Genomic DNA, 26402 nt, shown 5'->3' with positions numbered 1-26402 from the left:
CCGGGAGGTCAGTCCCGTGGGGTCCGGCCTTGTACGGCGCGAGCCGCGCCCGCGATGACGTCGGCCTCGGGTCCCGCGGCGTAGAGGTCGCGGTGTCGGTCGACATCGGCGTACGAGAGCCGACCGATCTCCGCCTCCCCGCTGAACCGGGGTCGCACCCGGCGCGGCTCGCGCCAGACGACCGTCTGCGGATTGCCGCCCGTCGTGATGGTGCGGTAGCTCAGCTCGGGGTGCAGGTCGTGGAGGGCGAACACGGTCTTGAAGACGTCACCGTGCCAGGCCTTGCGCTCACTGCCCGCCTCCTGGCGCAGCCGCATGGCCGTCTCGCGGTCGGGGGCGGTGGAGGCCGCGTCGACGGGGAGCACGTTGTCGAGGACCAGGACCGTGCCGTCGTGGGCGGCGGTGGCGAAGACCGTGCGGATCTGCTCCAGCGCCGTGCGCCAGTCGTGCGGATCGTCGACCAGGACCAGGTCGTAGCGGCGTCCTTCGGCGAACCGGTCCAGGAACCGGTCGAGGCTCAGCTCGTAGAAGTGCGCACCCTGGTCCCGGTAGCTGCGCACGTCGAAGCGGAAGTGCTCGTCGACGACGTCGCGGTGGGGGACGACGAGCTGGGTGAAGATCGCCTGCCCGCGCCACCCGACCTGCAGCAGGGTCCGCGCCCCGAGGACCTCGGCGAGGGCGTTGACCCGGCGGATGGTCGCGCTCGGCTTCCAGCCCTCGGGCAGCGCCCGGGGGCGCGGGATCCGGATCCGGAGGTGGCTGAGGTACTGCGCGGCGTTCGGCGCGAGACGCACCACCGCACGCCCCTCGACCGACAGCACGGCATCGTGGCTGCACGAGTGGATCTGCTGGTCGACCCGGCGCGCGTCCCCGATGGTGGTGAACGACAGGTGCTCGGGGCCGTGACGGCGGAAGACATGGAAGCGCTTGCGCTCGATGTCGCGGAGCAGCAGCAGGGTGTGGAACGTCGAGCCTTCCTCGCCGGCCACCACCTCGGCCCGGGCCAGCGCGTCGAGCTGGTCGCGCAGCGGCATCAGCTCAGGGGTGACGATGGTCCACCCCTGGGCCTCGAGTCGGCGCTCGATGATCTCGCGGTTGATCACCCCCACGCCGGTCCGGCCGTCCCGGGAGAGCCACAGACGCCTGCCGTCCTCCTGCGGAGGGCCGTCGTACGACGCCAGGAAGTCGATGTGGTCCGGGTGGCTCCAGTCGGCGTACTTGTAGCCGGCGTCCGGAACGTGCAGGACGGAGAAGGTCGTCGGTCGGGTCAGCACGAGGACCTCGTTGCGGATGCCGACGACCTCCAGCATGTCCCGCTGCCAGGCGGACAGGGTGGGGGCCGGAAGGCCGGCGTCGGCCACCCACACGATCGGCAGGTCGGGGTGCTCGGCAGCCCACCAGAGGCGTTGGAGACCCTCCAGCAGGAAGTGGCCGTACACGTCGTGGAAGACGCCGGCGTAGATCGCCTCGCGCGCTACGTGCTCGGGCTCGCCGAGCTGAGCCGGCTCCGGCGCCACGTAGGTGCGGTCGCCGTGGCGGCGGTCGTCGAGGGTCGACTCCAGCACGCTCCCGTCCGCCCGCAGGACACCGGCCCGGACCGTGCGGGGCTCGGGCGCGGGGTGCCGGGGGTACGCCGTCGCCCCGGGGAGCGACTGCACCTCGAGCGGACCGGGCTCCACCGCGGGCACGTCGTTCAGGACGGGTCCTGGCGGTGCAGTCGCCGGAGCCGGCCCAGCGGCAGCCAGCGGGTCTGCCGCGCGACCTCACTGCCCGAGAGCTCCGCGACCGAGGCCTCGCGCCAGAGCTTGCCCGGCCTGCGTCGGGCGATGTAGAGCGGGGTCCGACCGACGAGGACCCGCCGGGCGACGTGATGGGGGTGGCCGGACTGGATCGCGAGGGCTGCGCGGGCGGCCACCTCTCCGATGCCGAGCATCCAGGTGGTCTCGGGGTGGCCGAGCCGTTTGGTGGCGCGGAAGGCCCTCATCAGGTCCTCGAACGAGGAGCCGCTCAGCCGGACCACGTCGAAGCGCTGCGGGCGGTCGTGGAAGTGCTCGACGTAGGTGGCCAGGTCGAGCTCGAAGAACGCCACGCCGGAGGCCACGTGGGCCCGGGGGTCGTCGTCGAAGTGCGGGTTGACGGTGACCCGCACCGCGGCCGACGACCCGAGCACGACGGTCGGGGACGCGGAGCCGGTGTCGAGCAGGCTGTTCGGCCCGAGCCGCTCGAGGGCCTGGAGGGCCGCCTCGTCGGCCCGGCTCGGTCTGGTCGCCCGTGCCGGCGGGACCGACACCTGCAGGAGATCGAGGATCTCCGAGGAGCTCGGGTTCAGCTTGGAGACGACCCGTCCCTCGGCCCGCAGGACGCGCTCGTGCTCGAGGGTGTGGAAGGTCTGGTCGACGCCCCGGGCGTCACCGACGGTGTGCATGTTCCGGTGCTCCTCACCGTGACGCCGCAGGATGTGGAACCGTTTGCCGGTCACGTCCTTGAGCAGCATCAGGGTGTGGAAGGCCGAGCCCTCCTCGCCGGCGACGACGGAGGCTCGGGCGAGGTGGTCGAGCTGGTCGCGGACGCCGAGCGACTCGGGGTGCACGATCGTCCAGCCGGCGGCGGCGAGACGCTGCTCGGTCGGACCGGCGAACAGGTCGCGGGCGTCGCTCGCGAGCTTGCTGCGCGACAGCCACAGTCGCTGACCCGGGTCCTGCGGGGGACCGTCGTAGCCGGCCATGAAGGCGGCGTGCTCCGGGTGGAAGCGGTCGTCGTAGCGGTAGCCGATGTCGGGGACGTGCAGGCGCTCGTAGCGGGTGGGCCCGTTCAGGACCCGGGTCGGGTTCTCCAGGCCGAGCAGCTCGAGGATCTCGTGCTGCCAGGGCCGCAGCTTCGGGTCCTCCCAGCTGTGGGCCCCGGCCCACACCAGCGGGAGGTCGGGGCGCCCGCGGGCGTACCAGGCGCGAGCCAGGCTCTCCAGCAGGAAGTGACCGAAGTGGTAGTAGAGCGGCCCCGCGTAGATCGCCTCCGAGGCCTCGCCGTCCGCGATGTCCGGGAACAGACCCGGCGGAACGGGGAAGCCCTGCTCACCCGAACGGCGGTCGAGGACGGTGTCCTCGACGTAGGCCCCGGTCCCGTCGTACACCCCCATCAGGAGCTTGCCGGGGTGGGACGCCACCCGGATCGTGGGATAGACGACGCCGTTCGTGACGTGGCGCGTGCCGAGTGAGCTCACGGCGTCGCGCTCAGCCCAACGTCGGGATCGCGCGCAGGATCTCCCGCGCCTTCTCGAAGGCGGCGGCGTCGCCGGTCTCCCGAGCCTGGACGATGAGCGGCCACGCCTCCGACGCCAGCAGGTCCGCGGGGTCCACGGCGATGGTGCGCGCCATGTAGGCCTGCGGCGGCGTCTGCGGGTCATCGGCCTCCAGGTAGGGGACCTCGGAGTCGTAGGCCGAGGGGAGCACCTCGGAGGCCGGGTCCGCGCCGATGACGACGGCCGTGCCGGTCGGACCGGTGTTGACCAGGATGACGAGCAGGTCGGGTCGGTGGCGGGCGATGATCTCGACCGCCTTGTAGACGTCGCCCGCCCATGCGCCCGTGACCCGGCGGCGGGCAGCCTCCAGACCGTTGCGGGGCAGCACGTCGTCGAGCACGGTCACACCGGTCGGCGAGAGGTGGCGCTCGACGTTCATGAAGTCGCGCAGCGCGAACTCGGACAGGTGCATGCCGTCGATGAACGCCAGGTCGATCGGGGTGCCCTCGAAGTGCGCCAGCGCGTCGGGCCGGGTGAAGAACTCGTCGCTCTTGGCCTGGACCAGGTCGAGGTCGCAGTGCAGCGGCTTGCTGACGACGAACTCGGGGTCGACGGCCACCGACCGGGTGCGTGACAGCGTCAGGCTCGAGCCCTCGTTGACGCCGATCTCGAAGTACGTGCGCGGCTGCAGGTGCTCGTGCAGGCCACGGAGGAGGTCGTGGCGCGAGAGCACCGGGGTGGGGTGAGGCACGAACGGGTCCGAGGCGATCCAGCCGCCCTGGCGGTCGTTGGGCTCGCCGAGCGGGCGGGGCTTGGCCACCGGAGCCGACGGGGCCGGCGAGGCCTTCGCGGCCGGACGACGGCGCTTCGCGGGCTTGGGAGGCGGGGGCGGCGCGAGCCGGTCGGCCAGCTGCCGGCGGTAGTGGAGCTCCGCCCGGCGGACCTTGTCCGTGCGCTCCTTCCCCAGCGTCGCCTCCAGGCCGCGACCGAGCCGCGTTCGAACACTCACAACTGCCTCCTCGTGGCCGGTTTGGGCCCGATCATAGGGGAGGGCAGGAGGGGGGTGACGTCGGGTGCCCCGGGGGCCGGGTGCTTGTAGGGTCGGCGGACCGAACCACCGACCGAGGAGTGCACGTGCCCGAGCCGGACAAGCAAGTCGTTAATCTGCTGCGCGCGATCCGCAGGGAGCTGGTCGCCGGCCGGCGCACCCCGCCGCCGTCGGTGCCGGTGCAGCTGCGCGAGCGGGGCGTTGCCCAGTCCGTCGACTACATCGAGGCCGAGCGCCGGCTCGACACCGCGCAGATCTCGGCCACCAAGCCAGCCGCGATCGCCGCCGCCCTGAGGGCGGTCACGATCGACGGGATGGTCGCCGAGTTCGGCGTCTTCCAGGGCACGTCCCTCACCCAGATCGCCCAGTTCTTCGACGACCGGACCGTGCACGGCTTCGACAGCTTCGTCGGGCTGCCGGAGTCCTGGAGCGGCACGGAGAAGGGCGAGGGTGCCTTCGACGTGGGTGGGGTCCCGCCGGAGCTGCCCGTCTCCAACGTCGAGTTCCACGTCGGGTTCTTCGACAAGACGGTGCCGGAGTTCGCCACGGCCCATCAGGGTCCCTTCGCCTTCGTCCACCTCGACGCCGACCTCTACAGCTCGACCAAGACGGTGATGGACACGCTCCTGGACTGGTTCGTCCCGGGGACCGTGATCGTCTTCGACGAGTACTTCGGCTACTACGGCTGGCAGAACCACGAGCACAAGGCGTTCCTGGAGCTCCTCGAGCGCACGGGCTTCTCCTACGAGGGGATCAGCATCGGGCACATGAACCTCGGGGTCAGGCTGCTCGCCTGACCCCGGACCCGGTCGCTCAGGCGCGGAGCCGGCGCTGGGCGGACCGGGCGGCCCGTCCGACGCCGCGCCGCACCGTCGAGACGACGGTGCGCTCGCGGAGCTCCTCGAGCTCCTCCCGGGTCTCCTGCAGGCGCTCCTTGTGCCGGGCCAGCCGAGCCTTGAGGTTCTCGACCTGCTCGGGGTCGGCCCGCTTGATCTTCTCGTCGAGGTCGGCGGTACGGAGATCGACGAAGCCGAGGTCGAGGTTGGGCTTCCACTCGACCCCCCACACGGCATCGAGCGCCTCGACCAGGCTGACGTCGTCGGAGACGTACGTCGCTGCCCGGCTCGCCGCCGCAGTGAACGTGACGGAGACCGAGTCCGAGACGTCCGCCCCGGCCGGCGGGAAGAAGTTGGCGACGCCCAGGTCCTCGCCGAAGGCGACCCGCATCATCTTCTGGACGGCCCGCGAGCCCAGGCCGACGGTGACCGGCAGGTCGAGCCGGTAGGGGCTCGGGAACACGTCGCCCGGGTCCTCGTCGACCAACTGCACCCTCCCCTCGCCGCGGTACCACTCGGCGGTGAGGTAGAGCTCCAGCAGCGGATCGGCGAGGACTCGCCGCCGACCGCCCTGCAGGCTCGACCACGGACCGACCAGCAGCACGCGGAGGTCCGACTCGGACTGGTTGAGCAGCCGGTCCACGCACTCGCGGGCCAGGGCCGCCGTCTCGACGTCGGTGCGCACGACGGCGGTGATGTAGGGGACCTCCCACTGCCGGTTGTCCGCACGGCGGCGGTAGCGCGGCATCGGCATCCGCTGGGCGAAGTGGATGTTGTTGAAGTGCGAGACCTCGGCAGCCTTGTCCTGGATCGTCGCGCGACCGAGGTGGTAGGTCTGGGCGGAGTGCACCGGGATGAAGACCGACCCGCGCTGCCACATCTGGTAGGCGATCTCGGTGTCGTCGCCGAGCTTGAGGTCGGGGTCCTGGCCATTCGTCCGGTCGTAGACGGCGCGCGTCACCGTCGCGCAGGCGCCCATGTGGGTGGCGTAGTTGCGACCCGAGCTGGTGTTGAGCTCGTCGGTCTTCTCGAAGACCTCGAGCGACCAGTGCCGGTGCAGCGTGTCCAGGTCGTGGTGGCGACGGATCTCGCCGGACCGCACCTCGTCGTACACCTGCTCGGGGGTGAAGTCCCACTCCTCCACGAAGCCCTTGTGGCCGATGGTCGCGGCCTCGGGGATGAAGTGCGCCCACTTCGCGTGCTCGCGGACGTTGTCCGAGAACAGGATCATGTCGGAGTCGACCCAGTAGATGATGTCGCCGTCGGAGGCGTCGATGCCGACCTTCAGCGCGTGGGAGCGGCCCCACCCCTGGTCGCCGGGGACCCGGATCAGCTTGGTGTTCTTGGGGGCGAACTCGCCGATCTCGACCGGGACCTCGCTGCCGTCGTCGATGACGACGACCTCGAGCAGGTCCTCGGGGTAGTCCTGGGCGGCGAGGGAGGCCAACGTCAGCGGCAGGGTCGCGCTGTTGAAGGCCGCGGTCACGACCGACACCTTGAGCGTGGGCTCCCACCCGTCGGGAAGGGTGCCGTCGAAGACGTCGCGCCACTGGTTCTTGTAGACGACGTCGCGCAGCGCGGGGTTCTGCGTCAGCGGCTTGGGTGACATGTCAGCGGGTGCCTCTCTGTGGCGTCAGGCTGGGCGTCAGGACGAGACGATCTCGGGCATGAACCGAGGCCACTGCTCGGGGGCGTTGCGCATCAACAGGGAGTCAGCCTGCTTCCACGTGTGGCCGTCGGAGTGGCGGACGTAGACGTAGCCGAGGCTCTGGGTGCGGTAGCCGATCCCGCCGGCGTTGCCGACGCGGATCAGCACGGAGCGGTCGGTCGAGTGCGGCGTCGGGCGCCACCCGCCGATGTCGTTGAGCGCGGCGCGCGAGAGCAGCATGGCCCCGCCCGCGACCTGGTAGTGGTAGCGCTCGGTCTGGAACATCCGGTGCGCGGTGTGGTCGATCTCCTCGAAGTAGAGGTACTCCGTGGTCTTCCCGACCACGTCGGCGCCGGAGTAGAGGTAGGCCAGGACCAGGTCGCCGATGACGTGCGGCCCGTAGAAGTCGTCGTCGTCGATCTTCACGACGAGGTCGCCACTGGTCCGCCGGGCCGTGTCGGCCAGCACCGAGCCGAAGGGCGTCGACGCGTCGTAGCGCAGCACCTGGGCCCCGGAGAGTCGGGCCGCCTCCTCAAACTCGGGGTCGAGCGGACCCTTGACGCCGTGCAGGGCGACGGCGATCTCCAGGTGCGGGTAGTGCTGGGCGGCGAGTGCGCGCAGGACCTCGGAGACCCGGCTGGGACGCATGCTCGAGAGGATGGCGCTGACGGTCGGCAGCAGCCGGTGGCCGAGGGTGGCGGCGTGCCCGGCGAGCTCGAAGAAGCCGCCGAAGCGCTGCATCGCCTCACGACGCTGCGGGACCGAGCGCAGCTCGCGCACCAACCCCTTCGTCGGACGGTACGGCGACCGCAGCAGCTCGGCGAGACGCGCACCGAGGAGGTCGTCGGCACGGCCGAAGCTCAGCGGCAGCGAGTGCAGGACGACGCCGGTCGCGGCCAGCTCCGCCAGCCGGCGGCAGAGCACGGTCTCGTCGGTCGCGCTGCCGGGCCGCAACCCGGAGAGATCGATCGACTCGACCGGACGTAGCCGCCGAACCTCGGCGCCGCCCAGGGCCGCGGTCACGGGTCGGGACCACCCGACGAGGTCCTCGACCTCCGGATCGGGGTCGAGGTCGCGGGGGGTGAAGGTCAGGTCGCCGTCGCGGACCGTGAGCGCGAAGGACCCGGGCGGGAGGTCGAAGGTGTGCAGACGGCCGACCGGGTGGTGGAGGCTCAGGTCGATGATCGGACGGTCGAGTCGCTCGGTGAGGGAGAGATGACCGGTCGCGTCGACGAGCAGGGGGTGCTGCACGAGGGTCAGGTGCGGGTCGTCGGCCGTGGAACGCAGCTCCTCCAGCACGCGCGGGCTGCCGACCAGTCCGAGGTCGGCCCGGCTGAGGCCGACCCCCTCGAGGTAGCGGCTGGGCAGCTCGGGGATGCCGGGCGCGGTCCGCGTCGGCAGCAGCGCGAGGGCCGCCGGCGCGACGTCGGCGGTCGCGAGCTCGGCGTACCCGTAGCCGTGGTGGGAGCGGTCGACGCCGAGCACGGGGTAGACGGCCCGGGCGACCGAGGCCAGCGGCGTGGGCTCGGAGAGGCGCACGTCGACCTCGGCGGTGCCGGGCTCCTCCTCGGGGTACGACGTCGTGGCGGACAGCAGGTGGTCGACGCGGCCGAGCTGTCCGTTCCAGCGGGCGGTCGGACGCTCCCAGTCGCGCACGCGGACCACGAGTCGGTCGACGGTGAGCTCCGGGCCCGCCACGGTCAGGACGCGGACGAGGTCGAGCGAGTCGACCTCGACGCGGACCTCGGGGGTGTGCGCCGGCAGGTCGCGGACGAGGGCCTGGAGCTCCTCGACCGAACGGATCGCCTCGGTGGGGACGTCGCGACGGGCGAGCGCCACCAGACGGCTCCGCCGGTCGCGGGTCCTGGATACGCCTGCTGCCACCGTCTCCCACGCCTCCGAGCCGTCCATCAAGGCCCTATCGCCTCATCCCTCTGACGCGCTGGAGGGTACCCGAGCGGCGCGCTCGGTCGCACAACGCCGTTCGCCGCTGCCGCCCCCGTCGGCCGGATCCGTCACGTGCCGCCGACCGTGGCTCCCGAGCTCTGCTTCGGCATCCGTCGTACCGACGTGGTGCCGAAATGTCGAAGTAACACCGACCCGAGGTCTGTTACGACGACGAAACATGAACCGGGTGGTGGCGAAACCTCGGGCCAAGAAGGTGTGGGTCGAACAGGGCGAGCCAGGGTCGACAGCGTTGTCGTCCCCGCCGCCTTCCCGTTTTGTTTCCCTGGAGGTTCTGTGGACGGCTATTACGCCTTCATGCTGATCGCGACAGCGCTGGTCCTGATGATGACGGTGCCGGCCCTGGCCCTCTTCTACGGCGGCATGTCGCGGTCGAAGTCCGTGCTGAACATGATGATGATGTCGTACGTCGCCGCGGCGATCGTCGGCATCCTGTACGTCGCGGTCGGCTGGTCGATCGGCTTCGGCGGTGACGGCATCTTCTTCGCCAACCCGTTCGAGCTGTTCTGGCTCGACGGTGTCACCACCGACGCCTACATCGGCGTGATGTTCCAGATGACCTTCGCGATCATCACCGTCGCGCTGATCAGCGGCGCGGTCGCCGACCGCATGAAGTTCTCCGCCTGGGTGGTCTTCACCCCGATCTGGGCGCTGCTCTGCTACTTCCCGATGGCCCACATGGTCTTCAGCTGCACCGACGACTCGCTCATCTGCGGCAAGATCGGCGCGCAGGACTACGCGGGTGGCACGGCCGTCCACATCAACGCCGGTATCGCCGCGCTCGTGCTGGTGCTCCTGCTCGGCAAGCGGATCGGCTTCGGCAAGGAGCCGATGCGTCCGCACAACCTGACCCTCACCATGCTCGGTGCCGGCCTGCTCTGGTTCGGCTGGTACGGCTTCAACGTTGGCTCCATCGTCTTCGGTGGCGAGAGCCCCGAGGCCGACATGGACCAGTTCTTCGCCGAGACCGGTCGCACCTTCGGCAACACCACCCTGGCCGCCATGGCCGCGATCCTGGGCTGGCTGCTGGTCGAGCGGTTCCTGCACGGCAAGGCCACCTCGCTCGGCGCCGCGTCCGGCATCGTCGCGGGCCTGGTCGCCATCACCCCGGCCGCCGGTGCGGTCAACCTCAGCGGTGCGGTCGCCATCGGTGCCATCGCCGGCGCGGTCTGCGCCTGGGCCGTCGGCCTGAAGTTCAAGCTCGGGTACGACGACTCGCTCGACGTCGTGGGCGTCCACCTGGTCGGCGGCATCATCGGCACCGTCCTGATCGGCGTCTTCTCGACGTCCGACGGTGCGGGCGGCGTCGACGGCCTCCTCTACGGCGGCGGCATCGACTCGCTGGTCGACCAGATCCTCGGTGTCCTGGTGGCCATCGTCTACGTCACCGTGATCACCACCATCATCGGTCTGGCCATCAAGTACACGCTGGGCCTGCGGATCACCGACGAGGCCGAGGTCGAGGGCATCGACTTCGACCAGCACGGCGAGACGGCGTACGACCTGCACACCAGCCTCTCCAGCAGCGGCACCGGCGTCATCGCCGCCGCCACGAAGTCGGAAGGGACGCACGTATGAAGCTCGTGACCGCGGTCATCAAGCCGCACAAGTGGGAGGACGTCCGCGAGGCCCTCGAGACCTTCGGCGTGACGGGCATGACCGTCAGCGAGGTCAGCGGCTACGGCCGCCAGAAGGGCCACACCGAGGTCTACCGCGGTGCCGAGTACGACATCGCCCTGGTCCCGAAGATCCGCATCGAGATCGTCGTCGACAACGACGACGCCGACGACGTGGTCGGGATCATCGTCAAGACGGCGCAGACCGGCCGGATCGGTGATGGGAAGGTGTGGGTCAGCCCCATCGAGACCGTCGTCCGCGTCCGCACCGGCGACCGGGACGAAGCGGCGCTGTGATCCACCGGCGGCCCGGCTCCCTGTCCAGGGAGCCGGGCCGCCGTCTTCTCCGGCCCGGACTCGGGCATGATTCGTCTCGTCGTCCCACACCTGTGCACAAGGGGTACACATGAAGCTCGTGACCGCGGTCATCAAGCCGCACAAGTGGGAGGACGTCCGCGTCGCCCTGGAGTCGGTCGGCGTGACGGGCATGACCGTCAGCGAGGTCAGCGGCTACGGCCGTCAGAAGGGCCACACCGAGGTCTACCGCGGTGCCGAGTACGACATCGCCCTGGTCCCCAAGATCCGCCTCGAGATCGTCGTCAGCGACGGTGACGTCGAGGCCGTCGTCGAGGCGGTCCGCACGAGCGCCGAGACCGGCAAGATCGGCGACGGCAAGGTGTGGGTCTCGCCCGTCGACTCGGTGCTGCGCGTGCGCACCGGCGACCGCGACGACGCGGCACTCTGAGACATGACCCGAGCCGCGTGACCTCTGCTGATCGCGCCCGTCGTACCTCTGAGGCCGACGCGCTCTGCGCCACGGCGTACGACGACTGCGGGGGACCCGACAGTGGTGTCGCCCTGGTCGCCGTCGGCGGCTACGGACGCGGCGAGCTGGCCCCGCACTCCGACCTCGACGTGGTCCTGGTCAGTGACCAGGGCGTCGACCTCGGCGAGCTGGCCGCCAAGATCTGGTACCCGCTGTGGGACTCCGGCGCCACCATCGACCACTCGGTCCGCACCTTCCCCGAGATGGTCGCCGCGGCCGACGGGGACCTGCGGGTCGTGCTGGGGCTGCTCGACATCCGGCACCTCGCCGGGGACCCGCACCTCACGCTGCGGCTGCGCACCACGATGCTCGCGCAGTGGCGCCGGCAGGCCCTGGAGCGGCTGCCCGCGCTGCAGGAGCTGGTCCGGGGCCGCCACCGGCTGATGGGCGAGCTCGCGCACCTCTCGGTGCCGGACCTGAAGGAGTCCGAGGGCGGCCTGCGTGACGCGACCGTGCTCAAGGCGCTGGTCGCGACCTGGCTGGTCGACGTCCCGCACGTCGAGCTCGAGCAGAGCCGGCAGGCGCTCCTCGACGTGCGCGACCTGGTGCACGCCATCGCCGGCCGGGCGACCGACCGGATCGCGCCCGAGACGTGGGACGTGCTGGCCGACGATCTCGGGGTCGCCGACGCCCGGGCCGCCCAGGTGCACGTGCGCGAGCTCGGCCGTCGGATCACCCATCTCTCCCGGCTCACCTGGCGCCGGGTCGACGACCGGCTCAAGCGACCCGCGGCCGTCGGTGCGCGCAAGCCCTCGCTCACTCCGCTCGCGGCCGGGGTCGCACTGGCCGGCGGCGAGGTCGTGCTGGACCGGCGCGCCCGGCCCGCCGAGGATCCCGCCCTGCTGCTGCGTGCCGCAGCGGCGGCGGCCGAGAACGACGCCTTGCTCGCGCCCGCGACCGCGGCCCGGCTGGCGCGCGAGTGCGCGGCGCTTCCCGACCCGTGGCCCGCGGAGGCCCGTCAGCTGCTGGTGCGGCTGCTCGCGTCCGGACGCGGCCTCCTCGCCGTGTGGGAGACCCTCGAGGAGACCGGCGCCCTCGCGCAGGTGTTGCCCGAGTGGGAGCGGATCCGGCTCCTGCCGCACGCCTCGGTCATCCACCGGTTCACCGTCGACCGGCACGTCGTCGAGACCTGCATCGAGGCCTCGGCCCTGATCCGCACGGTCGGCCGGCCCGACGTGCTGATGGTCGCCGCGCTGCTCCACGACATCGGCAAGGGCAGCCTCACCGAGCACAGCGTCGCCGGCGAGCCGATCGCGCGGAGCATCGCTGCCCGTCTCGGCTTCGACGCCGCCGCGGTCGACCGGATCGCGACCCTGGTGCGCTGGCACCTGCTGCTGGCCGAGACCGCGACCACGCGCGACCCCGACGACCCGGCCACCGTCGACCTGGTCGCCTCGCGGATCGGCGACCCGGAGACGATGACGCTGCTCACCGCGCTCACCGAGGCCGACGCGCGGGCCACGTCGCCGAAGGCCTGGTCGACCTGGCGCTCCGGGCTGATCCTGGACCTGGCCCGTCGTACCCGGGCGGCGCTCGACGCGGGCTCGACGCTCCCCACGATCGTGACCGACGAGGTGTCGATCCCGCGCGAGGTCGCTGGGGGAGCGCTGTCGCTGAGCGTCGAGCCGCTCGAGGACGGCGCCCGGGTGACCGCGATCGCCCAGGACCGGGTCGGGCTGCTCGCCGACCTGGCCGCGCTCTTCGCGCTCCACCGGGTGCCGGTGCGCGCCGCCCGTGCCTGGGCGCAGGACCAGTACGGCGTGTCGGTCTGGGAGGTCGGCGAGGGCCGGGTCGAGCCGGCGGTCCTCCGGCAGACGTACGAGGCGGTCCGCGACGGCCGGACCGACCCGGCCATCCGGCTGCGCCCCACCGCGGAGCGCTCCCTGGCCCCGACGGTCGTCGTCCGGCCCGAGGCCTCGGACCAGGCCACCGTGCTGGAGGTGCGCGCCGAGGACCGGCCCGGCGTCGTCTACCTCGTCTGCGCGGCCCTGGCCCGGATGGACGTGGCGGTGCGGTCGGCGCACGTCGACACGCTCGGCCCGCAGGCCGTGGACGTGTTCTACCTGCAGGAGGCGTCGGCGGGGGCGCTCAGCGACCAGCGCGCGGCCGAGGCCGCGCACGCCGTACGCGCGGCGCTCACGAGCGAGGGCGCCTGACCGTCGCCCGGCCGGTGGTCAGGTCGACCCGGACCGGGCGGTCGTCCGCGCCGGGCGAGAGAACGGCCTCCGCCTGGTGCTCACGGGAGTCCAGGTCGCGGTTCGCCCGGTCGCGGGCGGGCTCGAAGACCTCGACGAACACCCCGAACGGGTCGCCGCCCGTGGAGCCGTCCCCGCCGGCCATCAGCATCCGGTGGCTGGCCCACACGACGAGACCGAGGGCGAGCACGCCACCCGTCACCGCCAGCAGGACCCACACCATGCGGCCAGGATAGGTCTCCACGGTTAGGCTGGGGGTTCGCCACGACCCTCTCGATCGCCGAGGACTCTCTTGTTCGCCACTCTCTCCGACCGGCTCGCCGACACCTTCAAGAACCTGCGGGGGAAGGGTCGGCTCTCCGAGGCCGACATCGACGCCACCGCGCGCGAGATCCGGATCGCGCTGCTCGAGGCCGACGTCGCCCTGCCCGTCGTCAAGGAGTTCGTGGCGTCGGTCAAGGAGCGGGCCCGCGGCGAGGAGGTCAGCGGCGCGCTGAACCCCGCCCAGCAGGTCGTGAAGATCGTCCACGAGGAGCTCGTGGCGATCCTCGGCGGCGAGACCCGCCGGCTGCGCTACGCCAAGACCGGCCCGACCGTCATCATGCTGGCCGGCCTCCAGGGCGCCGGCAAGACGACGCTGGCCGGCAAGCTCGCGCTCTGGCTCAAGGAGCAGGGCAAGACCCCGATGCTGGTCGCCTGCGACCTGCAGCGCCCCAACGCGGTGACCCAGTTGCAGGTCAACGGCGAGCGGGTCGGCGTACCCGTCTTCGCGCCCGAGCCCGGCAACGGCGTCGGCGACCCGGTCGCCGTCTCGCGCGCGTCGATCGAGGAGGCCAAGCGCAAGCTCCATGACGTCGTCATCATCGACACCGCCGGTCGCCTCGGCGTCGACGCCGAGCTGATGAAGCAGGCCGCGGACATCCGCGACGCCGTCCAGCCCGACGAGGTGCTCTTCGTCGTCGACGCGATGATCGGTCAGGACGCCGTCTCGACGGCCCAGGCCTTCCTCGACGGCGTCGGGTACGACGGGGTCGTCCTCACCAAGCTCGACGGCGACGCCCGCGGTGGTGCCGCGCTGTCGATCGCCTCGATCACCGGCAAGCCGGTCATGTTCGCCTCGGCGGGTGAGAAGGCGACCGACTTCGACCTCTTCCACCCCGACCGGATGGCCTCGCGCATCCTCGACATGGGCGACATGCTCACCCTGATCGAGCAGGCCGAGAAGACCTTCGACCAGGAGCAGGCGCTCAAGGCCGCCCAGAAGCTCAGCGGCCAGGGCGGCGAGTTCACCCTCGACGACTTCCTGCAGCAGATGCAGCAGGTGCGCAAGCTCGGCTCGATGTCGAAGATCATGGGGATGCTGCCCGGGATGGGGCAGTTCCGCGAGCAGCTCGAGAACTTCGACGAGCGCGAGATCGACCGGATCGAGGCGATCATCCGCTCGATGACGCCGGCCGAGCGTGACAACCCCAAGATGATCGACGGCTCCCGCCGGGCCCGCATCGCCCGCGGCTCCGGCCGCCAGGTCTCCGACGTCAACCAGCTCGTCGACCGCTTCTTCGAGGCGCGCAAGATGATGATGCAGATGGCCAAGGGCGGCGGGATGCCCGGCATGCCTGGGATGCCGGGGATGCCCGGCCTCGGTGGTGGCCGCGGCAAGACCAAGCCGCAGCCGAAGAAGGGCAAGGGCGCCAAGCGCTCCGGCAACCCCGCCAAGGCCGCCCAGCAGGCCGCCGCCGAGAAGGAGAAGGCCGCCTCCGCCGGCAACCCGTTCGGCAACCCGGCCGCGCCGATCGACTACGAGAAGGCCGCGTCCGAGCTGAACCTGCCGAAGGACTTCTCGAAGTTCCTGAAGTGAGCCGGGGAGAGTTTCATCGGCTGGCCGATGAAGCTCCCGCCGGGACGACGAAGGTTCATCGTCCAGGCTTGAGGTTTGTCGGCCAGCCGATGAAACTCTCCGGCCCCCGGATCGGCCCCCGATGAGCACGGTGCTGGTGGTCGACGGGGCCAACGTGGTCGGCAGCCGCCCGGACGGGTGGTGGAAGGACCGGGCCGGGGCGGCGCGGCGGCTGCACGAGGGGCTGCTGGTCGCGGACACGCCGTACGACGTGGTGGTGCTGGTCCTCGAGGGGGCGGCCAAGGGCGGCGTGAGGGCGGGGCGGGACGGTCACGCGCGCACCGTGCACGCTCCGAAGGACGGCGACGCCACCATCGTCGCCGAGACCCGCGCCGCCGCCGAGCGCGGCGACCGGGTCACGGTCGTCACCGCCGACCGGATGCTCCAGGCCCAGGTGCAGGGTCTCGGTGCGCTCGCCCTCGGCCCCGGCTGGCTCCTCGACCAGCTGTAGCGTCCGATCCATGACGGATCCCGCGCTGCGCGTCCACGGCCCGGTCCTGCCCGACGGGGAGGTGCGGGACCTGTACGTCGTCGACGGTCGCATCACCTACGAGCGGCCGCCCGGCGCCGAGCTGGTGGCGCAGGGCTGGGTGCTCCCGGGGCTGGTCGACGCGCACAACCACCTCGGTCTCGACGACGGGGGAGCGGTCGACGACGCGGAGGTCGAGCGTCAGGCCCTTGCCGACCGCGACGCCGGGGCGCTGCTGCTGCGCGACTGCGGGTCGCCGGCCGACACCCGCTGGGTGCAGGAGCGCGACGACCTGCCGCGGCTGGTCCGGGCCGGGCGCCACCTCGCGCGCACCAAGCGCTACATCCGGAGCTTCGGCCACGAGGTCGAGCCCGCCGACCTGCCGTCGTACGCCGCCGAGCAGGCACGGGCGGGCGACGGCTGGGTCAAGCTGGTCGGCGACTGGATCTCCCGCGACGAGGGCGACCTGGCCCCGTCGTTCCCCGCCGAGACCTTCGCGGCCGCGATCGCGGCCGCGCACGCCGAGGGCGCCCGGGTGACCGCGCACTGCTTCGGCCGCGACGTCCTGCCGGGGCTCCTGGAGGCGGGGATCGACTGCATCGAGCACGGCACCGGCCTCGGCCTCGACCAGGTCGAGCAGATGGCCGCGGCCGGCGTCGCGCTGGTGCCGACCGTCATGCAGACGCAGAAGTTCCCGGGCTTCGCCGAGGCCGGGCGTGAGCGGTTCCCGGCGTACGCCTCGACGATGGAGGACCTCTACGCGCAGCGGCGCGAGGTCTTGATGAGCGCCTGGGAGGCCGGCGTCGCGCTGTACGTCGGCAGCGACGGCGGCGGTCCCGCCCGCCACGGCCACCTGGCCGGCGAGGTGCTGGCCATGGTCGAGCTCGGTCTGCCCGCCGCCGACGTCGTGGCCGCGGCCTCCTGGCGCGCCCGCGAGTGGCTGGGCTTCGACGCGACCCTGGCCGAGGGCGCCCCGGCCGACTTCCTGGTCCTCGACCGTGACCCCGTCACCGACCCCTCCGTGCTCTACGCGCCCTCGCGGGTCGTGCTGCGCGGCCGGGTCGTGGCCTAGGCCTCGCGGACCAGCGCGGGGTCGGGGTCGTAGAGCACCCGCGCCGACGTACGACGGACCAGCTCGTCGCGAACCCGCCCGTTGGTCGTTCGGGAGCGCACCGTCCGCCAGATCTCGTTGCGCCGGTGCACCACGCCGTCGAGACGGACGAACTCCTCGCCGCGCGCCTCGACCACGTAGGTGTGAGGGAGCAGGCGGTCGGTGCGCAGCTCACCGTGGAGGTGCCGCCGCCCGACCCAGGCCCGCAGCTGGAAGGTGGTGGTCGTGTCGTTGCGGACCACCAGGTCGACGTAGTTGTAGGCGATCGTGCAGCCCACGCCCCAGGGGACGACGCGCTCGTGGTCGGGGAACGGGTCGACGCTGTGCTCGGAGCGCTCCACGACGGTCAGGGGTGAGTGCAGGACCAGCCAGTGCACCAGGTTGGCCAGCTGGCAGAGGCCGCCGCCGACCCCGGCCGCGGGACGGCCGTCGGCGAGGCGCAGGCCGTCGACGTACCCCTTGCGACGGGTGGCGTTGCCGATCGTCCGGTTGAAGGAGAGGGTCTGGCCCGGCTGCAGGACCACGCCGTCCAAGCGGGCCGCGGCGAGGCGGAGGTTGACCACCTTGCCGTGCTGGAGGGCCGGGGCGACCCCCGGGAGCTCGCGCAGCAGCAGCGAGCGGTGGCGGAAGGCGCGCACCGCCAGCGCCCGGGTACGACGCTCCCGCGCCCAGTCGGTCCCGGGTCGGCACCACGCCAGCCGGCGGCGGGCACGGTGGACCGCGACGGCCAGTGGCCGGAGCCACGGGTGGCGGCGGGAGAGCGCGGTCATGCCGCTGGGACGCGACGGTGGTCCCGGAAGTTGTGGCTACTCGGGGCGGACCAGCCGGAACTTCGACCCCGGGCGGGCCTCGATCCAGCGCGGCGTCAGGTGCCGCTCGCCGAGCCGGTTGAGCAGGTTCTCCATCAGCGACTCGACCCAGTCGCGGTCCTGGTAGGCCTGCGTGTGGGTGGTCTCCTCGGTCTCGCCGCGCAGCCGCAGCGCCAGGTAGCGCGCCGAGCGGGTCCGGGTGCCCGAGTAGAGCATCAGCTGCAGCAGGTCGAACTGCCGCGGGTTGAGGTCGACCAGTCGGTCGTCGACGACGACCAGGCTGCGGGCCGGGTTGATCCGCAGGCCGTAGAACTCGATCCAGCTGCCGACGAACCGCATGCCGAGCTGCAGCATGCCGTCGCGCCCGTCCTCGCCCACGTCGTCGGCGTCGCGCTCCTCGGGCTCCGGCTGGGCCGGCAGCACCTCGAGCGGTACGACGGCCGGCCGCACCCCGGCGACGACCTGGCGGTGGTACGCCGAGCGCTCCGCGTCCTCGTCGGCCGCGGCCCACATCGCGGCGACCGGTTGCGCTGCGAAGGTCGTGACGGGTCGGCGGGCCACCGCGGCGAGCCGCGCCTGCAGCTCGCGGGGCCGGATCGGCTTCGGGACGTAGTCGTCGGCGCCGGCGTCGAAGCCAGCCAGGATGTCGTGCTCCGCGGAGCGGGTGCTGATGATGACGATGTAGGTGCCGCTGAACTCGCGGATCCGCCGGGTCGTCTCGAGGCCGTCCATGCCGGGCATGGACACGTCGATGGTGGTCAGGGCCGGCTGGTGCACCCGGGCCAGCTCGGTGCCCTCGGCGCCGTTGACCGCGGTGATGACGGAGAAGCCGGCCTGTGACAGGACCAGGTCGAGCAGGTCGGTGGTGTCCTCGTCGTCCTCGATGACCAGCGCCACGGGGGCGGTGGACGGAGCGGGCGCGATGGACATGCGTGCACCTTCGGCAGGTCGCGCCGGATCGTGAGGAGTTAGCGGCGCGTCGTCGCGCGGGTCGACCAGAGGATGCCGGTGACGAGCAGCACGACCAGCCCGAGCCCGCCGAGCACCAGGGGTACGGCGATGGTCAGCACCAGGCCCAGACCGAAGCTGCCCAGGCTGGGCGCGGGCCCGATCTCCACCTGCACCGGGACCGTCCCGGAGCCGGTGCAGGTGACGTCGAGCCGGCCCGAGCCAGGCTCGAACAGGGCCGCGCCGACCCACTCCTCGCCCCCGGTCGAGCGCCGGAAGTCGCCGGTGGGGCTGCGCAGGCCCGCGACCGGGTCGCCGGTGGCGGTGTCCACGATCCGGCAGGTCGGGTCGTCGTACCGCTCGTCGAACCACAGCATCCGGTCGCCGTCGGTTCCGACCTCGACGGCGTGGGACGTGCCGTCCGCGTCGAGCGTGACGTCGGTGGACATGAAGCCGCTCAGGGTCCAGACGAACAGCCCGATGCCGCTGATCACCGCCGCGACGAGGAGGCCGCCACCGAGCACGAACCACCACCACGAGGGGCGCACCTTCGGCGTGATCGGGGGCGGCGGGGAAGCGGTCATGGCGGGCATCGTGCCCGATTTCCCGGGCCCCACCCGCGTCTGGCAGAATCGTGCGCTGAGTCCTGCGCGTCCGGTCCCTCTCACCCGGTCGGGCAGAGCCCTTCGGAGGTCCCACCCCGGTGTTCCCCACCTGGTTGCGGGGCCGCCACCCACACCATATTCCTGAGGAGACACCACAACCGTGGCCGTCAAGATCCGTTTGAAGCGCCTGGGCAAGGTCCGGGTGCCGCAGTACCGCATCGTCGTCGTCGACTCGCGCAAGAAGCGCGACGGCAAGGTCATCGAGGAGATCGGCAAGTACCACCCCAAGGAGGACCCGTCGTACATCGACGTCGTCTCCGAGCGGGCGCAGTACTGGCTGGGCGTCGGCGCGCAGCCGACCGAGGCCGTCGAGGCGATCCTGAAGGTCACCGGCGACTGGCAGACCTACAAGGGTCTCCCGGGCACCGAGGGCACCCTGAAGGTCAAGGAGCCCAAGCGCTCCAAGCTCGACATCTTCAACGAGGCCCTCGCCGAGGCCCACGGCTCCGGCTCGTCCGACGCCGTGACCAAGAAGGCCACCACCAAGAAGGCCGACAAGGCCGACAAGGCGGAGAAGACCGAGGAGCCGAAGACCGAGGAGACCCCCGAGGTCGCCGCCGGTCAGACGCCTGAGGACGCCACTGTCGAGGCCGAGGCGGCCGAGACCAAGAGCGAGGCCTGAGCGCCATGCTCGCCGACGCTCTCGAGCACCTGGTCCGGGGTGTCGTCGACAACCCCGACGACGTCTCGGTCCGCGACAAGCAGCTCCGTCGCGGCTCCGTCCTCGAGGTCCGGGTCCACCCCGACGACCTCGGCAAGGTGATCGGCCGGGGCGGTCGGACCGCCTCGGCGTTCCGCACCGTCATCTCCGCGCTCGCCGGCAAGGGCGGCGCGCGGATCGACTTCGTGGACGTCGACCGGCGCCGCTGAGCAGCGTCACGCACGAACCGCTCGACTGGGTGTCGCCCTCCGGGGCGGCACCCAGTCGGCATATCTGGAGGAGCGCAGGGTTGGAGACCATCGAGGTCCTGGTCGGCCGGATCGGCAAGGCCCACGGCATCCGCGGCGACGTCACGGTCGACGTCCGCACCGACGAGCCCGACCGGCGCTTCGCGCCCGGCTCGGTGCTCCGGGTGGAGGCGCCGCGTGGCTCGACGAGCACGCTGCGCACCCTGACCGTCGAGCGCGCCCGCTGGCACTCCTCGCGGCTGCTGGTGGTCTTCGAGGAGGTCCCCGACCGGACCGCCGCCGAGTCGGTGCGCGGGCTGCTGCTCCACGCCGAGGTCCCGGCCGACGAGTCGCCGGAGGACCCCGACGAGTACTACGACCACCAGCTGATCGGCCTGGCGGCGTACGACGTCGACGGCCGGCTGCTCGGCGAGGTGACCTCGCTGCAGCACGGCGCGCAGGACCTGCTGACGATCCGCACCCCGGAGGGGCGCGACACCCTGGTGCCGTTCGTCAAGGCGCTGGTGCCGGAGGTCGACGTGCGGGGCGGGCGCCTCGTGGTCGCCGACCGGCCGGGCCTGGTCACCCCGCTCGAGGACGACTGATCGGCGTGCGGCTCGACTACCTCACGATCTTCCCGGACTACCTCGCGCCGCTGCAGCTGTCGCTGCCGGGCAAGGCGGTGGCCTCCGGGCTGATCGAGGTGCACGTGCACGACCTGCGCGGCTGGACGCGCGACCGGCACCGCACCGTCGACGACACGCCGTACGGCGGGGGCGCCGGGATGGTGCTCAAGCCGGAGCCGTGGGGCGAGGCGTTCGACGAGCTGCAGGTGGACGGCGCGACCGTGATCGTGCCGAGCCCGTCGGGGGAGCCGCTCACCCAGGCGCTGGCCCGTGAGCTGGCCACCCGGGAGCGGCTGGTCTTCGCCTGCGGGCGCTACGAGGGCATCGACCAGCGGGTGCTCGACCACGCCGCGACCCGCGCCGAGGTGCGCGAGGTGTCGATCGGCGACTACGTCCTCAACGGTGGCGAGGTGGCCGCGCTCGCGGTGACCGAGGCCGTCGTCCGGCTGCTGCCCGGGTTCATGGGCAACGCCGCCTCGCTGGTCGAGGAGTCGCACGAGGACGGACTGCTGGAGTACCCCGTCTACACCAAGCCCGCCTCGTGGCGCGGCCACGACGTGCCCGAGGTGCTCCTCGGCGGCAACCACGGCGCGATCGCCGCCTGGCGGCACGCGCAGCAGCTCGCCCGCACGGCGGAGCGGCGTCCCGACCTGCTGCACGCGAGCGCGGCGGCCGGGCCCGCGGGGGAGTGGGAGATCGTCCCGGCCACCCGCGCCGACGGGCCCGAGCTCCTGGTGCTGCAGCGCGCCTGCTGGGTGCAGGAGGCGATCGCCAACGAGTCGCTGGACATCCCTGCGCTGCACGAGTCCCTCGAGCAGCTGCTGGAGTCCTTCGAGACCTGGGACTGGTACGTCGTCCGCGCCGCCGGCCGGCTCGTGGGGGCGGTGCGCGGCCGCCTCGAGGGCGACGCCTGGGACATCGGCCGGGTCATGGTGGCGCCCGACCAGCAGGGACGTGGCCTGGGCCGGGCGCTGCTCGAGCACGTCCAGCGGGTCGCCCCGCCGGCGGCGGCGTCGTACGTGCTGTTCACGGGGGCGGGCAGCACCGACAACCTGCGGATGTACAAGAAGGCCGGCTTCCGGCTGCGCCCCGACGTCGAGCCGCCTCCGGGGGCGGTCGTGCTGACGAAGCGGATTACCGGGCGCTGAGTCGCCTGTGGCAGACTCACCCCTTGGTCCAGCCGGGCCGAAGGACCGCTCCGAGGAACACACGGAGGGTCTGCGTCGGGCCCCTGCCACAGGGGGAGCCCCGCGCCGCCGGCCACCTCGCCTGGTCCGACACCTGAACACGCACCACCATCCGACACCGCGGCTGACCTGTGGCACTCGCGAGGAGAACACCATGAGCAACATCGTCACCGAGCTCGGCGCCGCCTCGAAGCGCGACGACGTCCCCGCCTTCCGCGCGGGCGACACCATCAAGGTCCACGTGAAGGTCATCGAGGGCAGCCGCTCCCGTGTCCAGATCTTCCAGGGCGTCGTGATCCGCGTGCAGGGCTCCGGCATCGGCCGCACCTTCACCGTCCGCAAGGTCTCCTTCGGCGTCGGTGTCGAGCGGACCTTCCCGCTCAACTCCCCGATCTTCGAGCAGATCGAGATCGTCACCCGCGGTGACGTGCGCCGCGCGAAGCTCTACTACCTGCGCAACCTGCGTGGCAAGGCCGCCAAGATCAAGGAGCGCCGCGAGGCCTGAGGCCCGGCCCTTCAGGGGGCCACCTAGGATCTGCGCGTGACTTCCGAGGACCGTGGGACCCCGCCCGTCGACGACGACGGCGCCGGGGACCCGCGGTCCTCGTCCGTTCCGGCCGACCAGCCCACGCCGAAGCGCAAGCTGTCCGGGTGGCAGGAGACGATCCTGCTGCTGGTCGTGGCGGTGGCCCTGGCCGTGGTGGTCAAGTCGTTCTTCGTCCAGTCCTTCTACATCCCGTCGGAGTCGATGGAGCCGGGCCTGGTCATCAACGACCGGATCCTGGTGCAGAAGCCGTCGTACTGGTTCGGCGGCGAGCCGCAGCGCGGCGACGTCATCGTGTTCGAGGACCCGGGCGGCTGGCTGGACCCGATCTCGTCGGCCGGTCCCACCGGGACGATCCCGAAGGCCCTCGCCGCGGTCGGGCTCTACCCGACCGGCGGGCACCTCGTGAAGCGGGTGGTCGGCGTCGCCGGGGACACCATCGAGTGCTGCGACGAGCAGGGCCGGCTGATGATCAACGGGGTCGCCGTCGACGAGTCGGACTATGCGGTCCTCGACGGCGCGGCCTGCTACGGACCGATGCCGTCGCAGTGCGGCGAGGACTGGAAGGTCGGCCCGATCCCGGAGGGCAAGCTCTTCGTCATGGGCGACAACCGCCGTCACTCGGGCGACTCCTCGGCCAAGCTGGACCAGTGCGAGCCGGACGACGCCGGCTGCGATGCGCCGTACGTCGACGTCGACAGCGTCGTGGGCCGCCTGCTGGCCCGGGTCTGGCCGGCCAAGCGTTTCGACCTCACCAGCGGCGTCGACGCCTTCGACGACGTGCCCGACCCCTCCTGAGCCCGCCGGCGTGAGCGTCCTGCCCCGCGGTGCGACGGTCCGGCGTGACGCCGGACTGTACGGCTACGAGCGCGCCCTGCGCCGCCACGGCATCGCGCCGATCGCCGGTGTCGACGAGGCCGGGCGCGGAGCCTGCGCGGGACCGCTGGTCGCCGGCGCGGCGATCCTGCCCGAGGGCAAGGCCGGCATCGTGCCCGGGCTGGCCGACTCCAAGCTGTTGACGGCGGCCGCACGCGAGCGCTGCTACGACCAGGTCGTACGACGGGCCGTGGCCTGGTCGGTCGTGGTCGTCGGGCACGAGGAGTGCGACCGGCTGGGCATGCACGTCGCCAACGTCGAGGCGCTGCGCCGGGCGGTGGCACTGCTCGACCTGCCGCCGGCGTACGTGCTGACCGACGGGTTCCCCGTCGACGGGCTCGGCGTGCCGGGCCTGGCGGTCTGGAAGGGCGACCGGGTGGCCGCCTGCATCAGCGCCGCGTCGGTGCTGGCCAAGGTCACCCGCGACCGGATCATGACCGACCTCGACCGCGAGTGGCCGGCGTACGACTTCAAGACCCACAAGGGCTACATCACCGACGTCCACACCGCCGCGCTGCGCGAGCACGGCCCCTCGCCGGTGCACCGGATGCGCTTCGTGAACGTGCGCCGCGCAGCCGGGCTCGAACCGCCGCTGTCGGACCCGTCAGACCCGCTGCGGGAGCCCGAAGACCGTGCGCACCCCGCTGGAGAACAGGACCGAGTCGGGCGGTGAGTCGGTCAGGCCGGGGAGTCCGGCCGCGGCCACGAGCGTGTCCTCGACGACGACGGCGCGAGCGGACCGCAGCGGCCACGGGCCGTGGCTGTTCGGCACCCAGAGGGTCCGACCGGCCACCCTCGTGTGCAGCCCGAAGCGCGCGGTGAGGAACAGGTCCAGCGGGCTCGGCTCGGCAACGGGTCCACCGACCTCGACGTCGATGCGGCCGCCTGCTCCCGCGCGGCCCCGCCGCCGGGAGCGGTACGCGATGGTTCGGCCCTGGGGGTCGGGTCCCAGCCCGACGGGATCCACCTGGAGCCGTGCCCATTGGTACGGCACCCCGAAGCCGAGCCGGGCGGCCGCCACGACCGGGAGTCGGTCGGCCTCCAGGGACCGGAAGACGACGCCGCGCCGTCCGGCGTCGTCGACGGAGTAGAGCCGGACGTTCGTCTCCAGGAACGTGCCCAGGCAGGGGACCGGGCGGCCGTGGCCCAGCGCGGCGTCGACCATCCGGAACGGGATCAGCCCGACCCAGCTGCTGCCGTCGTGCACGTCGGGTCGCGTGCCGGCGGGCAGCAGCGGGGCGACCAGGTCGGGGTCGACGCGCCAGTGCAGGAACGAGATGTCACGCCACCACTGGCTCATCACCTGCCGGGTGGGCAGCGGGGGACCCTGCGGGTTCACCGTCGGCTCCCGAGGGAGGCGGCGACCGCCCGCGCCGCCCGGGCCCCGGACACCAGCGCCCCCTGGATGGACCCGGTGTCCCGGTGGTCCCCGGCGACGAACAGCCCTCCGCCGAGGTTCACCGGCCGTCGTACCTCGGCCGGCGCGGGTTGGCGGGGCAGCGCGTGGGCGACGTCGTGGACCGTCACCAGGTCCCAGTCGCCGGTGGCGACCGACCAGAGCCGCTCCAGGTGCCGTCGTACGTCGGCCTCGGTGCTGTCGCTCGGCAGCAGCGTCGTGGCCTGCACCAGGTGCCGTCCGACGGGCGCGTACGACGGTGCCACGGCCGAGAGGACCGCGGAGTTCACGACCGGTCCGGCGCGGTGGCCGTCGACCCGCAGGAAGGTCGGATCGGTCAGGCCCTGGCCGGTCGTGAACCACCAGGTCCGCAAGCCCTTCATCGGGGTCGCGGCGATCGGTGCCAGCTCGGCTGCGGAGACCGGGTCCGTCGCGACCACGACGGCGCCGGCCCGGTGGGAGCCGACCTCCGAGCGCACCTCGCCCGGCCCGCGGATCTCGGTGACGCGCGTCCGCAGGCGCAGGTCGAGGCCCCGGGCGAGCTGGTCGGGCAGCGCCTGCATCCCGAGCCCGGGCACGCCGGGGGTGGCGCGGACGAAGCTGCGCAGCAGCAGGCGCACGAAGGTGGCCGACGACGAGCCGTCGTCCTCGGCGAGGACGCCGGTGAGGAACGGCTCCAGCACCTCGAGCCCGAGCCGCCCGCTGACCCCGGCAGCGGCCAGCGACTCCGCCCGGCTGCGATCGGGGCCTGCCAGCAGTCGGGGCACGGAACCGAGTGCCGGAGCGAGCCAGGCGAGGAGCCGACCGAGCTCGAGCGGTCGGACGTAGCCGCTGCGCAGCGTCCGGCCGAGCAGCCAGGGGTGACGCAGTGGGTCGGCGACGATCGAGGAGCCGTCGTCCTGCGCGACCACCACGCCGCGGCCGAAGATCCCGAGGTCCAGTGCGCCGAGGTCGACGTGCCGGCGCAGGGCCGGGTAGGCGGGGTTGAGGAGCTGGAACCCGCGGTCGCAGCGGAACCCGTCGACGACGTCGGTCCGGACCCGGCCGCCTGGGGCGTCGCCCGCTTCCAGGACGACCGTCGTCAGGCCCCGGTCGCGCAGGCTCTGCGCGCACTGCAGCCCGGCCAGTCCCGCACCCACGACGACCACGTCGACCTCGTCCACCTCTCCACCATGACAGCCGGGTGTTCGCGGGCACGCGGGACGCGGACAGGAGCGGTCCGCGACCGCAGGGATAGAGTCGGCGCGTGAGCGCCGAGGACCTCGAGAAGTACGAGACCGAGATGGAGCTGACGCTCTACCGCGAGTACCGCGACGTCGTCGGCATCTTCAAGTACGTCGTCGAGACGGACCGCCGGTTCTACCTCTGCAACCAGGTCGATGTGAAGGCGCGGACCGAGGCCGGCGAGGTGTTCTTCGAGGTCTCGATGAGCGACGCCTGGGTCTGGGACATGTACCGCCCGGCTCGGTTCGCGAAGAACGTGAAGGTGCTGACCTTCAAGGACGTGAACGTCGAGGAGCTCAACCCTTCGGACATCGATCCGCCCAAGCCGTAGCCCGAACGGGCCATATCGGCCCGGAGCCGTAGGCGGGACTCCGCCGCGCGACCTACGGT

27 protein-coding genes and 1 pseudogene are annotated in these 26402 nt (G+C 72.2%); 17 read left to right on the top strand and 11 right to left on the bottom strand.

What is annotated here, in order from left to right:
• Positions 1-8: 8 nt before the first annotated feature.
• Genes BLT76_RS07010 through BLT76_RS07000 form a run of 3 tightly spaced genes read right to left on the bottom strand, consistent with a single transcriptional unit; the run spans position 9 to position 4247 of the window.
• Positions 9-1688, bottom strand: coding sequence for a glycosyltransferase family 61 protein (locus BLT76_RS07010; RefSeq protein WP_179714433.1), 1680 nt, complete (start codon positions 1686-1688; stop codon positions 9-11).
• A gap of 5 nt (positions 1689-1693) precedes the next feature.
• The gene (locus BLT76_RS07005; protein ID WP_170866965.1) at positions 1694-3220 is read right to left on the bottom strand and encodes a glycosyltransferase 61 family protein; all 1527 of its coding nucleotides are present in this window, start codon (positions 3218-3220) and stop codon (positions 1694-1696) included.
• Between the two features lie 10 nt (positions 3221-3230).
• Positions 3231-4247 (bottom strand): class I SAM-dependent methyltransferase, encoded by a 1017-nt coding sequence (locus BLT76_RS07000; RefSeq protein ID WP_090852861.1) that lies wholly within the window; start codon positions 4245-4247, stop codon positions 3231-3233.
• 125 nt (positions 4248-4372) lie between these two features.
• On the opposite strand from BLT76_RS07000, the gene BLT76_RS06995 reads away from it, so the two are divergent.
• Complete coding sequence (locus tag BLT76_RS06995; RefSeq protein ID WP_090852858.1) at positions 4373-5083, top strand: class I SAM-dependent methyltransferase; 711 nt, start codon at positions 4373-4375, stop codon at positions 5081-5083.
• Positions 5084-5099: 16 nt separating this feature from the next.
• Here BLT76_RS06995 and BLT76_RS06990 read toward each other — a convergent pair whose 3' ends face one another.
• Complete coding sequence (locus BLT76_RS06990) at positions 5100-6731, bottom strand: glycosyltransferase family 2 protein (protein WP_090852854.1); 1632 nt, start codon at positions 6729-6731, stop codon at positions 5100-5102.
• A 36-nt stretch (positions 6732-6767) separates the two neighbouring features.
• On the bottom strand, positions 6768-8609 hold the full coding sequence (locus BLT76_RS06985; RefSeq protein ID WP_090852851.1) for a glycosyltransferase: 1842 nt from the start codon (positions 8607-8609) through the stop codon (positions 6768-6770).
• Positions 8610-9032: 423 nt separating this feature from the next.
• Between BLT76_RS06985 and BLT76_RS06980 the strand changes: the two genes are divergently transcribed.
• The 4 genes from BLT76_RS06980 (at position 9033) to BLT76_RS06965 (ending at position 13333) form a co-directional block, all read left to right on the top strand.
• Complete coding sequence (locus BLT76_RS06980) at positions 9033-10313, top strand: ammonium transporter (RefSeq protein ID WP_090853427.1); 1281 nt, start codon at positions 9033-9035, stop codon at positions 10311-10313.
• On the top strand, positions 10310-10648 hold the full coding sequence (locus tag BLT76_RS06975; protein WP_090852848.1) for a P-II family nitrogen regulator: 339 nt from the start codon (positions 10310-10312) through the stop codon (positions 10646-10648). Before BLT76_RS06980 ends, BLT76_RS06975 begins: the two co-directional genes overlap by 4 nt.
• Positions 10649-10757: 109 nt before the next feature.
• Positions 10758-11096 (top strand): P-II family nitrogen regulator, encoded by a 339-nt coding sequence (locus BLT76_RS06970; RefSeq protein WP_090852845.1) that lies wholly within the window; start codon positions 10758-10760, stop codon positions 11094-11096.
• A gap of 17 nt (positions 11097-11113) precedes the next feature.
• On the top strand, positions 11114-13333 hold the full coding sequence (locus BLT76_RS06965; protein ID WP_170866964.1) for a [protein-PII] uridylyltransferase: 2220 nt from the start codon (positions 11114-11116) through the stop codon (positions 13331-13333).
• Here BLT76_RS06965 and BLT76_RS06960 read toward each other — a convergent pair.
• Positions 13314-13595, bottom strand: a complete 282-nt coding sequence (locus tag BLT76_RS06960) for a hypothetical protein (protein ID WP_090852839.1) — start codon at positions 13593-13595, stop codon at positions 13314-13316. The two genes, BLT76_RS06965 and BLT76_RS06960, sit on opposite strands and share 20 nt — an antisense overlap.
• 69 nt (positions 13596-13664) lie before the next feature.
• On the opposite strand from BLT76_RS06960, the gene ffh reads away from it, so the two are divergent.
• The 3 genes from ffh (at position 13665) to BLT76_RS06945 (ending at position 16810) form a co-directional block, all read left to right on the top strand.
• Entirely contained in the window at positions 13665-15230 is a 1566-nt protein-coding gene (ffh, locus tag BLT76_RS06955) for a signal recognition particle protein (protein WP_090852836.1), read from the top strand.
• Positions 15231-15351: 121 nt separating this feature from the next.
• Positions 15352-15720, top strand: a complete 369-nt coding sequence (locus BLT76_RS06950) for a PIN domain-containing protein (RefSeq protein ID WP_090852833.1) — start codon at positions 15352-15354, stop codon at positions 15718-15720.
• A gap of 10 nt (positions 15721-15730) precedes the next feature.
• Entirely contained in the window at positions 15731-16810 is a 1080-nt protein-coding gene (locus BLT76_RS06945; protein WP_090852830.1) for an amidohydrolase family protein, read from the top strand.
• Here BLT76_RS06945 and BLT76_RS06940 read toward each other — a convergent pair.
• Genes BLT76_RS06940 through BLT76_RS06930 form a run of 3 tightly spaced genes read right to left on the bottom strand, consistent with a single transcriptional unit; the run spans position 16807 to position 19190 of the window.
• Entirely contained in the window at positions 16807-17619 is an 813-nt protein-coding gene (locus BLT76_RS06940) for a VanW family protein (protein ID WP_090852827.1), read from the bottom strand. The two genes, BLT76_RS06945 and BLT76_RS06940, sit on opposite strands and share 4 nt — an antisense overlap.
• Positions 17620-17655: 36 nt before the next feature.
• Entirely contained in the window at positions 17656-18588 is a 933-nt protein-coding gene (locus BLT76_RS26125; RefSeq protein ID WP_090852824.1) for a response regulator, read from the bottom strand.
• A gap of 38 nt (positions 18589-18626) precedes the next feature.
• On the bottom strand, positions 18627-19190 hold the full coding sequence (locus BLT76_RS06930) for a hypothetical protein (RefSeq protein ID WP_090852819.1): 564 nt from the start codon (positions 19188-19190) through the stop codon (positions 18627-18629).
• A gap of 181 nt (positions 19191-19371) precedes the next feature.
• Between BLT76_RS06930 and rpsP the strand changes: the two genes are divergently transcribed.
• From rpsP to BLT76_RS06895, 8 genes and pseudogenes are all read left to right on the top strand, one after another.
• Positions 19372-19893 (top strand): 30S ribosomal protein S16, encoded by a 522-nt coding sequence (rpsP, locus tag BLT76_RS06925; protein WP_090852816.1) that lies wholly within the window; start codon positions 19372-19374, stop codon positions 19891-19893.
• A 5-nt stretch (positions 19894-19898) separates the two neighbouring features.
• Complete coding sequence (locus BLT76_RS06920) at positions 19899-20141, top strand: RNA-binding protein (RefSeq protein ID WP_090852813.1); 243 nt, start codon at positions 19899-19901, stop codon at positions 20139-20141.
• 80 nt (positions 20142-20221) lie between these two features.
• Positions 20222-20764: a ribosome maturation factor RimM gene (rimM, locus tag BLT76_RS06915; protein WP_211752766.1), complete on the top strand. Its 543-nt coding sequence runs from the start codon at positions 20222-20224 to the stop codon at positions 20762-20764.
• A 5-nt stretch (positions 20765-20769) separates the two neighbouring features.
• A pseudogene (trmD, locus tag BLT76_RS26555) lies at positions 20770-21438 on the top strand (tRNA (guanosine(37)-N1)-methyltransferase TrmD); the annotation flags it as partial.
• Positions 21439-21519: 81 nt separating this feature from the next.
• Positions 21520-21933 carry a GNAT family N-acetyltransferase gene (locus tag BLT76_RS26550; protein ID WP_280139630.1) on the top strand — a complete coding sequence of 138 codons (414 nt, stop codon included), beginning with the start codon at positions 21520-21522 and terminating at the stop codon, positions 21931-21933.
• Between the two features lie 193 nt (positions 21934-22126).
• Positions 22127-22477 carry a 50S ribosomal protein L19 gene (gene rplS / locus BLT76_RS06905; RefSeq protein WP_090852808.1) on the top strand — a complete coding sequence of 117 codons (351 nt, stop codon included), beginning with the start codon at positions 22127-22129 and terminating at the stop codon, positions 22475-22477.
• Positions 22478-22513: 36 nt separating this feature from the next.
• Complete coding sequence (lepB, locus tag BLT76_RS06900; protein WP_090852805.1) at positions 22514-23314, top strand: signal peptidase I; 801 nt, start codon at positions 22514-22516, stop codon at positions 23312-23314.
• 10 nt (positions 23315-23324) lie between these two features.
• Entirely contained in the window at positions 23325-24065 is a 741-nt protein-coding gene (locus tag BLT76_RS06895) for a ribonuclease HII (protein WP_244509296.1), read from the top strand.
• Here BLT76_RS06895 and BLT76_RS06890 read toward each other — a convergent pair.
• Positions 23997-24731, bottom strand: coding sequence for a YqjF family protein (locus BLT76_RS06890; protein ID WP_244509295.1), 735 nt, complete (start codon positions 24729-24731; stop codon positions 23997-23999). The genes BLT76_RS06895 and BLT76_RS06890 overlap by 69 nt on opposite strands.
• On the bottom strand, positions 24728-25951 hold the full coding sequence (locus BLT76_RS06885; protein ID WP_090852802.1) for an NAD(P)/FAD-dependent oxidoreductase: 1224 nt from the start codon (positions 25949-25951) through the stop codon (positions 24728-24730). The genes BLT76_RS06890 and BLT76_RS06885 overlap by 4 nt, the downstream gene beginning before the upstream one ends.
• Before the next feature lie 83 nt (positions 25952-26034).
• Here BLT76_RS06885 and BLT76_RS06880 point away from each other — a divergent pair, with 83 nt between their 5' ends.
• Positions 26035-26343: a DUF2469 domain-containing protein gene (locus tag BLT76_RS06880; RefSeq protein WP_090852798.1), complete on the top strand. Its 309-nt coding sequence runs from the start codon at positions 26035-26037 to the stop codon at positions 26341-26343.
• Positions 26344-26402 lie beyond the last annotated feature (59 nt).

It is taken from the genome of Nocardioides lianchengensis (genome assembly GCF_900101465.1).
GTDB lineage: Bacteria > Actinomycetota > Actinomycetes > Propionibacteriales > Nocardioidaceae > Nocardioides > Nocardioides lianchengensis.
The sequence above is the reverse complement of the archived record's forward strand: the minus strand, read 5'-3'. Positions and strand labels throughout refer to the sequence as shown.